Genomic DNA, 6710 nt, shown 5'->3' with positions numbered 1-6710 from the left:
TAAGCGTAAGGTGTTCCCATCTGATCACGCAGCTTTCAAGGTAGTCTATCTAGCAACCCAGCAGGCATCCAAAAAGTGGTCGATGCCAATCCGTAACTGGACGTCTGCTCTTAATCGCTTTATGATTATGTTTGATGATCGCATCAGCAGGCATTTAATCTAAATGGCAGTTACACAGAATCTGGGATGGTCTCTTTTAGTCTTATTCATAACTTTTATTATTTCTTATTATTTCTTATTATTTCTTATTATTTCTTATTATTTATGGCACGTCAGCTTAATTAGGTTTTAAAAGCTATTATCCTACCCAGTTTTTTGTCTAAACCTCATAGATTCGAGAGTAGCTAGCCATATCAAAGGTAGGATAATCAGCGCAGACCCTACTAACAAAGTCATATTTGGTACTTCATTAAACAATATGATTCCAACCACCACCGCTCCTATTAAACCTGAGTATTCCGCACTAGAGACTTTGTACGCTTCAATGTGTCGATACACCTGTACGCATATACCTGCATAAATCAAAATGAATACATTTGAACTGGCAGCCGTAATCAATGAGCGCCAATCAAATGGCTGTCCTTCCCAAATAGCCAAACCAAGCGCGAATGGGATTCCTAATAAATTGGTCAAAAGTAGCGTTTGATAGACAGTATGATGTTGTGGAAGTTTACGAACTAACAGATTGTTTAGCGCCATGGTTACCGCCACTATAAGGGCAAACACCGCCCCTAAATTGATCTGTTTCGGTTGTACAATAACGAGGATACCAGCAAAACCTAATATAGAGGCTGCGATAGTCGGAAAGTTTAATCTGTCTTTATAAAATAAAAAACCCAGTGGTAATACAAATAAAGGGGCGGCATAAAAAATAGCATTCGCAGTCGCAAGAGGCAGTGCTTGAAGAGACAGTACCATGAATATCACACCCAATAACCACACGTGACTACGAACAAAGTGCCATTTTATATTACTGAATAACTTGTTCTTTTTATTAATTAAGCAAAATGGCAACAGCATTAAAACCGCTGTGCATTGACGAAACAGGATAAATTGATATACCGCCGTCTCAGAGGGCAAGGCCTTTATCAAGGCGTCTGAGAAGACCGCAATGATATTTCCTAGTACCAATAGCGTCATGGCAAATGCAACACTCATCTTTGGCATTTTTAGCCTCCCCGCCCTATTCAGAATTCAGAAACTGTTAAAACCCCAATGGGTTCATGCTGATTTAACGATCTGTCAGGCAGTATATTCAAGTAAGAGTATGATGTATAATGATATAAAACATATTTAGTATTACCTGAGGTAATAATGGATTTGCCACCGCTGCGTGCAATACAGTGCTTCGAGTCCGTTGCACGGCTTAACAGCTTTTCAAAAGCAGCACAAAGCCTCAATGTGACACAAAGTGCCGTGAGTCACCAAATACGCATCCTTGAAGAGTATCTTGGGGAAGCAATGTTTTACAGGCAAGGCCGGACCTTTTCGTTGACAGAGGTTGGTGAGCGTTATTTCACAGATGTGAGTGGCGCATTGGGTCTACTTTCAGATAGTAGTCAGATTATTAAACATGGAAAACCTGGGCGTATACGCTTAGCTCTGTACAGTTCAGTCGCAGTGAATTGGTTGATTCCTCGACTAGAAGACTTCTATAGACAGTATCCAGAAATAGAACTTACTTTAGATATGGTTAATCATCCCTCTGATTATAATGAGCAAAGGGCCGATTGTTATATCACCGTCGATCCTCCTCCACATGCTTTCATCAGTAAGTTTTTATTTGCTGAAACTTTATATCCTGTTTGTGGTCAAAAGCTTTGGGAGAAAATAAGAGATAAACCCCTTCCTGACGCATTGTGGCGGCATCCAATATTGTCTGTGAGATATGCAGATACGAGCGAGAATACAGCGGAGGATTGGCTGCGATGGTGTAAGGCAGGCGGATTTGAATTACCAAGCGATATAAAGATAAATCATTTTAGTCATGTACTATTAGCGATAGAAGCCGCACGGTACAATCTGGGTATTACTCTTACCAATAATTATATGATGCAGGATGATGCTTATAAACAAAATATCGTTAGAGTTCCAATGCATGAATTTCTAACAGGGGATAACTTTTACTTCGTTTGCAAGGAATTAAGGAATAATCAGGATGATATTATTAAATTAAGCGAATGGCTAGAATCCCAATGTAATGATACCCACCGAGCAAATCAAAGCAACCGATAACATCTTATTTTGGCATACCGGAGGCGCGCCGGCGCTATTTGCCTACGCTGATGATTTAGATATACGTTAACGAAACTTGCACAGCGCGTAAAACCTTCTAAATTGAAAAACCACTGATGAGCTAGTATCTTTTGCCTAAAGATTCGGCTTAGCAGCAGTATTGTTCATTCTATTATAAAGGTTTTTTATGGGTCAAATCAGTGACTGGGTACTCTCTATCACGGCGAAGTTTGGCTACTTTGGCATTATCTTTGCCATGTTTGCCGAAAACGTCTTTCCGCCTATTCCCTCCGAGGTTATTATGCCTGCTGCTGGGTTTGCCGCCTCAAATGGTGAGCTTAATCTCATACTTGCCATACTAGCAGGGACGCTTGGCGCGGTACTTGGTGCGTTACCGCTGTACTATTTAGGCCGCGTGTTTAATGAAGAGCGCTTGATAGCCTTAACCAAAAAATATGGCAAATTTGTTTTTGTAAAACCTGACGATATCAAAGCTACCAATGAGTGGTTCGATAAGCACGGTAAAAAAGCGGTATTCTTTGGTCGTATGGTGCCTGGTATCCGCTCGTTCATCTCGATTCCTGCCGGTATGAATAATATGCCGATGCTACCGTTTTTGGGGCTCTCCGCACTTGGTGCAAGCATTTGGACGACAGGTCTGACGTTCGCGGGTTACTATATGGGCCAAAACTACGAGGTTATTGAATCGACGCTCGCCCCTTACTCGACAGGTATTGGCATCCTTATCGTTGTCATTATTATTGGTTGGTTTGTAAAGCGGCGTTTATCTGATAAACACTAACAAACGCGCAGGCCGATAATAACTAAGTGCTAACGCCTTGATCTACTTGTCGATAGCGTCCAACCCTAAGCGCATCCAAGTAATCGCCTGCTCTTGATGCTCTGTCATCGCATTCCAAATACCGTCTTCGCTAAAGATAGAATGAGCCTCACCAGAGTGCTTAATCGTGACATCAGCCTCACGATCTTGTATCCACTGCGGACTTAAATAATACTCTTGTACCTCAGACAGTAGCGCTTCTGCCTCTCTCCAATCTTGCTGCGCCTGTAATAATTTTGACTGTAGAGCAGACCAACGCTCAAATTTGTGTTGTATGTCTTGTGGATCAATGTCTTGTGGATTAATAGCTTCGCTCATCATATAACTCCTATTTATAGTTGCAAAAATCTCTTTAGAATTTCAAATCAGCTAATACCTTGTCTTTACCTGTGATAATTCAAAGTATAGTAAACCCTACCAAGAACTGTTACGATAATTCTAAATTCCAGCTCGCTAATTACCATGACATACCCCATTACCCTTCGTAAAAAGGTACTACAGTCTCTTGAACAAGGCATGAGCGTGCGCACCGCAGCCAAGCTTTATGATATGAGTCCCACCACCATTATTAACTGGAAAAAAGACATCAGTATCAAGCCCATCGTCAGAGCACCGCGCAAAATATCTAATGATGCCCTAAAACAAGACATTACTGACTATCCTGACGCTTACTACTATGAAAGAGCTGCTCGTTTGGGCTGTAGTAAATCCGGCGTAGAAGCTGCCATGAAAGCGAGGATAAAGCAAAGCACTGCTTTGCCCGAGTGCAAGGGGAGAGCTATGCTCGAGTATCAGATTTCATAAGAACAAACGTATCAAAAAGCTATTAAACCGACATGGTCACCGTATTCTATGGCTACCGCCTTACAGTCCTGATTTAAATCTTATTGAGAAGAAGTGGGCTGAAGTAAAAACGCTCAGGCAAGGCTGGGGTGAGAATAATCTAAATCACTTATTCAGCAATGTCTGCTGTTACAACTTTAAGTTGGATTGACTATATTTGTTTAAACTTGCTCAAATAACATTACGCCATGTATTAATGAAGGGCCTAAGAATACCATAAACAATCCCGCTAAAATCATTGTTAAACTGGCTATAACGCCCTCGTCCTCATTGCGCTGACTTGCCCGGGCTGTACCAAAACCGTGTGATGCATTACCAAATGCGATTCCATTTGCAAGATGTGAGCGAATACGAAAAAAAGTCAAAATCATATCCCCTAAAATCATTCCCACCATCCCTGTAATCAAAGTAAACAATGAGACTAAAGAGGAAGATCCGTGAATTTTTTCAGATAAGTCTAACGCAAATGGTGTCGATATTGAACGGGCCATCAAGCTATAGGTCAAGGTCTTATCAAAGTGGAACAAACCAGTGAATAGGTATATGCTTAAGACTCCCACCACCATCCCAACAGTTATAGAAGCGGTCAAAGCCAAAGCATGTTGACGTATTAAACGACGATATTCATAAATAGGTATAGCAAACGCAACCGTTGCGGGGGCAAGTAACTGCACAATCCAAGCTGTATCCTTCCAATAAGTATCATAAGAGATATTAAAGATAATCATTAATGAAAGCGTTATTACTGGAACCGTTATAGCTGGGTTTAGCCAAGATTTTCGATAGCGCACATAGATTACTTTAGCCATATAATAAGCAGCTAATGTCCAAATGAGACAAAGGATTGACCAGACATTCATTGTAAATCCTCACGCATTACCATTATTTTTTAGGTTTAATTGGGCTTTATGAATCTGATGTCGATGCAATCTACGTTGCAAACGGTGCACCATAATAAAAGTGAATGCTGAGCTTAACATCACCATCGCGGTACTTAAGATAATTGTCAGCATTAATTGCCAGCCCTTACTGATAAATAGCGCCTTGTATTGAAGTATTGACATCATAAGTGGGATAAACATTAATACTAATTCACCCAAAACAAATTTTGCCCCCAGTCTGACCCAGTTAACCTTGATAGCACCACTCATTAATAAGATCAGCATTAAAAATACCCCTAAGACGCCTGAGGATACGGGTAAATGCAATGACTCAACCAATATCGCAGCACAATACCAGACAGCTGCGATAATAGCGCATTGCATAAGGACATGAAGCCATGATTGGCGACAGAACTGTTGAAGTCTAAGTTTTTTTTCAGCTACAAAGGATAGGGATAAGTGAATATTAGGATTACGCATAATAATTGTTGTTTGTTGATTAGAGACTACTTATTATAAAAATACCCTAGTCATAAATTATGAATTATATTTTTATTTTTATTCCCAATTTCTATAATAAATTTCATTATCCTTCCTAACCATGGTTTATTATTCATGATAACTTTGAAACAATTACGCTGCTTTGTGACAGTCGTAAAAACAGGTGGGTTTCTTCAAGCCAGTATTCAACTCAATCTAACCCAACCCACCGTTACCAAATCCATCAGTAACCTTGAAGAATATTTAGGCGTAGCTCTGTTTGATAAGCCGTTGACTCATAGAAAAAAGCGGCTAGTTAATTTAACGGAAATTGGCGAACACCTCTATATTCAAGCAGTGGATATCTTACAAAAGGCAGATAATCTTGAACAAACAGTAGTAGATTATCAGCAATTAATAGGTGGTAAGTTGCGTCTGGGGATTTCACCGTTAGGCAGTGAAATACTAAGCAAAGCTATTTTTAACTTTTACCAAATGCATCCTAGTATAGAAACCTCACTTATCGAAGATGGTGCTGAGTCACTTAAGCAGGCCCTTCTAGAGGGGCAACTTGATGTGGCAACATTGATGAAGCCGATTGACGATGATTTTGACTACTCGTCGATATGTTGCTATCCAGTGGTGGTCGTAGCAAATAAAAACCGTATGGGTAAGCGAAAAACCAAGGTAACACTTAAATCACTATCAAATGCACCCCTAATTTTATTTACCTCCAATTCATCATTTACTCCAATGATTATAGAAAACTGTCAATCACTAGGTTTTGAACCTAATATTATTTGCCAAACCAATCAGTGGCACTTGCTTCTTGACATGGTAAAACAGGATATGGGCGTGACTCTTTTGCCTCAATATTATACTCAAAAGTTGGATTTGACAGGATTAGTCTGCTTGCCACTAACCCAACCTCAGTTAAAATGGGAGCTTGTCATGGCTTGGCGTCGTCATCGCTTGCTTACACCAAGTATGCGAGCTTGGCTTGATAACATAAGAAAAAATATATAACCAAGCCTTGATAATGCTTTGGATGAAACAGGGCATAGAGGTTATACAAAACAGAGGTGATTGAATATTTAAAAGCAGGTTGGCAAAGTTTAGCGAATGTACAACTTGCGACATTGAATTGAGTAGATTGGTTCAATAAAAAGCGTATACACAGTGCATTGGGCTATGTATCGCCTTTTGAGTTTAAAGCAATGTACTATGATAAGCTTAACCTGTTAGGTCAAGTGGCTTAACTTAAATAAAAAGGTCTCAGACAAACCCGGTACAGTTCACTTTTACAAAAAACTAGAAGCACTAAACCTTTCGTTCGAAGACCTTACAGAACATAATTTAATAGACGCTAAGGTACACTTAAAGAAAATAATAGAGAAAGGTAAAATATATAGATTAACGGATACTGAGAA

General features: G+C 39.8%; 9 protein-coding genes and 2 pseudogenes. 7 read left to right on the top strand and 4 right to left on the bottom strand.

The window, feature by feature from the left end; genetic code table 11:
- Nucleotides 1-163 (top strand): annotated as a pseudogene (locus AS194_RS13990) (IS256 family transposase); the annotation flags it as partial.
- Nucleotides 164-303: 140 nt separating this feature from the next.
- Here the strand turns inward: AS194_RS13990 and AS194_RS13220 are convergent.
- Nucleotides 304-1167, bottom strand: a complete 864-nt coding sequence (locus AS194_RS13220) for a DMT family transporter (RefSeq protein ID WP_058025963.1) — start codon at nucleotides 1165-1167, stop codon at nucleotides 304-306.
- A gap of 147 nt (nucleotides 1168-1314) precedes the next feature.
- Between AS194_RS13220 and AS194_RS13215 the strand changes: the two genes are divergently transcribed.
- Both AS194_RS13215 and AS194_RS13210 read left to right on the top strand, forming a co-directional pair.
- On the top strand, nucleotides 1315-2235 hold the full coding sequence (locus AS194_RS13215; protein WP_058025962.1) for a LysR substrate-binding domain-containing protein: 921 nt from the start codon (nucleotides 1315-1317) through the stop codon (nucleotides 2233-2235).
- A gap of 187 nt (nucleotides 2236-2422) precedes the next feature.
- The gene (locus AS194_RS13210) at nucleotides 2423-3037 is read left to right on the top strand and encodes a DedA family protein (RefSeq protein ID WP_058025961.1); all 615 of its coding nucleotides are present in this window, start codon (nucleotides 2423-2425) and stop codon (nucleotides 3035-3037) included.
- Between the two features lie 42 nt (nucleotides 3038-3079).
- Here AS194_RS13210 and AS194_RS13205 read toward each other — a convergent pair whose 3' ends face one another.
- Entirely contained in the window at nucleotides 3080-3394 is a 315-nt protein-coding gene (locus AS194_RS13205) for a DUF4298 domain-containing protein (RefSeq protein ID WP_058025960.1), read from the bottom strand.
- A 144-nt stretch (nucleotides 3395-3538) separates the two neighbouring features.
- Between AS194_RS13205 and AS194_RS13660 the strand changes: the two genes are divergently transcribed.
- Nucleotides 3539-3880 (top strand): IS630 transposase-related protein, encoded by a 342-nt coding sequence (locus tag AS194_RS13660; protein WP_058025959.1) that lies wholly within the window; start codon nucleotides 3539-3541, stop codon nucleotides 3878-3880.
- Nucleotides 3828-4070 carry a transposase gene (locus tag AS194_RS14195; RefSeq protein WP_152978651.1) on the top strand — a complete coding sequence of 81 codons (243 nt, stop codon included), beginning with the start codon at nucleotides 3828-3830 and terminating at the stop codon, nucleotides 4068-4070. The genes AS194_RS13660 and AS194_RS14195 overlap by 53 nt, the downstream gene beginning before the upstream one ends.
- A gap of 10 nt (nucleotides 4071-4080) precedes the next feature.
- Here the strand turns inward: AS194_RS14195 and AS194_RS13195 are convergent, their stop codons facing one another.
- Nucleotides 4081-4779 carry an LrgB family protein gene (locus tag AS194_RS13195; RefSeq protein ID WP_058025958.1) on the bottom strand — a complete coding sequence of 233 codons (699 nt, stop codon included), beginning with the start codon at nucleotides 4777-4779 and terminating at the stop codon, nucleotides 4081-4083.
- 9 nt (nucleotides 4780-4788) lie between these two features.
- Nucleotides 4789-5280 (bottom strand): CidA/LrgA family protein, encoded by a 492-nt coding sequence (locus AS194_RS13190; RefSeq protein WP_083499709.1) that lies wholly within the window; start codon nucleotides 5278-5280, stop codon nucleotides 4789-4791.
- A 135-nt stretch (nucleotides 5281-5415) separates the two neighbouring features.
- On the opposite strand from AS194_RS13190, the gene AS194_RS13185 reads away from it, so the two are divergent.
- Both AS194_RS13185 and AS194_RS13845 read left to right on the top strand, forming a co-directional pair.
- The gene (locus tag AS194_RS13185) at nucleotides 5416-6306 is read left to right on the top strand and encodes a LysR family transcriptional regulator (protein WP_058025956.1); all 891 of its coding nucleotides are present in this window, start codon (nucleotides 5416-5418) and stop codon (nucleotides 6304-6306) included.
- 3 nt (nucleotides 6307-6309) lie between these two features.
- A pseudogene (locus AS194_RS13845) lies at nucleotides 6310-6539 on the top strand (IS3 family transposase); the annotation flags it as partial.
- Nucleotides 6540-6710 lie beyond the last annotated feature (171 nt).

The sequence above is a fragment of the Psychrobacter piscatorii genome, assembly GCF_001444505.1.
Taxonomy (GTDB): Bacteria; Pseudomonadota; Gammaproteobacteria; order Pseudomonadales; family Moraxellaceae; genus Psychrobacter; species Psychrobacter piscatorii_B.
The sequence above is the reverse complement of the archived record's forward strand: the minus strand, read 5'-3'. Positions and strand labels throughout refer to the sequence as shown.

Bases quoted from the DNA above. Each gene is read 5' to 3' on its own strand.
- AS194_RS13195 (WP_058025958.1), bottom strand. From the start codon at position 4,779: ATGAATGTCTGGTCAATCCTTTGTCTCATTTGGACATTAGCTGCTTAT.
- AS194_RS13205 (WP_058025960.1), bottom strand. From the start codon at position 3,394: ATGAGCGAAGCTATTAATCCACAAGACATTGATCCACAAGACATACAA.
- AS194_RS13215 (WP_058025962.1), top strand. From the start codon at position 1,315: ATGGATTTGCCACCGCTGCGTGCAATACAGTGCTTCGAGTCCGTTGCA.
- AS194_RS13190 (WP_083499709.1), bottom strand. From the start codon at position 5,280: ATGCGTAATCCTAATATTCACTTATCCCTATCCTTTGTAGCTGAAAAA.
- AS194_RS13660 (WP_058025959.1), top strand. From the start codon at position 3,539: ATGACATACCCCATTACCCTTCGTAAAAAGGTACTACAGTCTCTTGAA.
- AS194_RS13210 (WP_058025961.1), top strand. From the start codon at position 2,423: ATGGGTCAAATCAGTGACTGGGTACTCTCTATCACGGCGAAGTTTGGC.
- AS194_RS13185 (WP_058025956.1), top strand. From the start codon at position 5,416: ATGATAACTTTGAAACAATTACGCTGCTTTGTGACAGTCGTAAAAACA.
- AS194_RS13220 (WP_058025963.1), bottom strand. From the start codon at position 1,167: ATGCCAAAGATGAGTGTTGCATTTGCCATGACGCTATTGGTACTAGGA.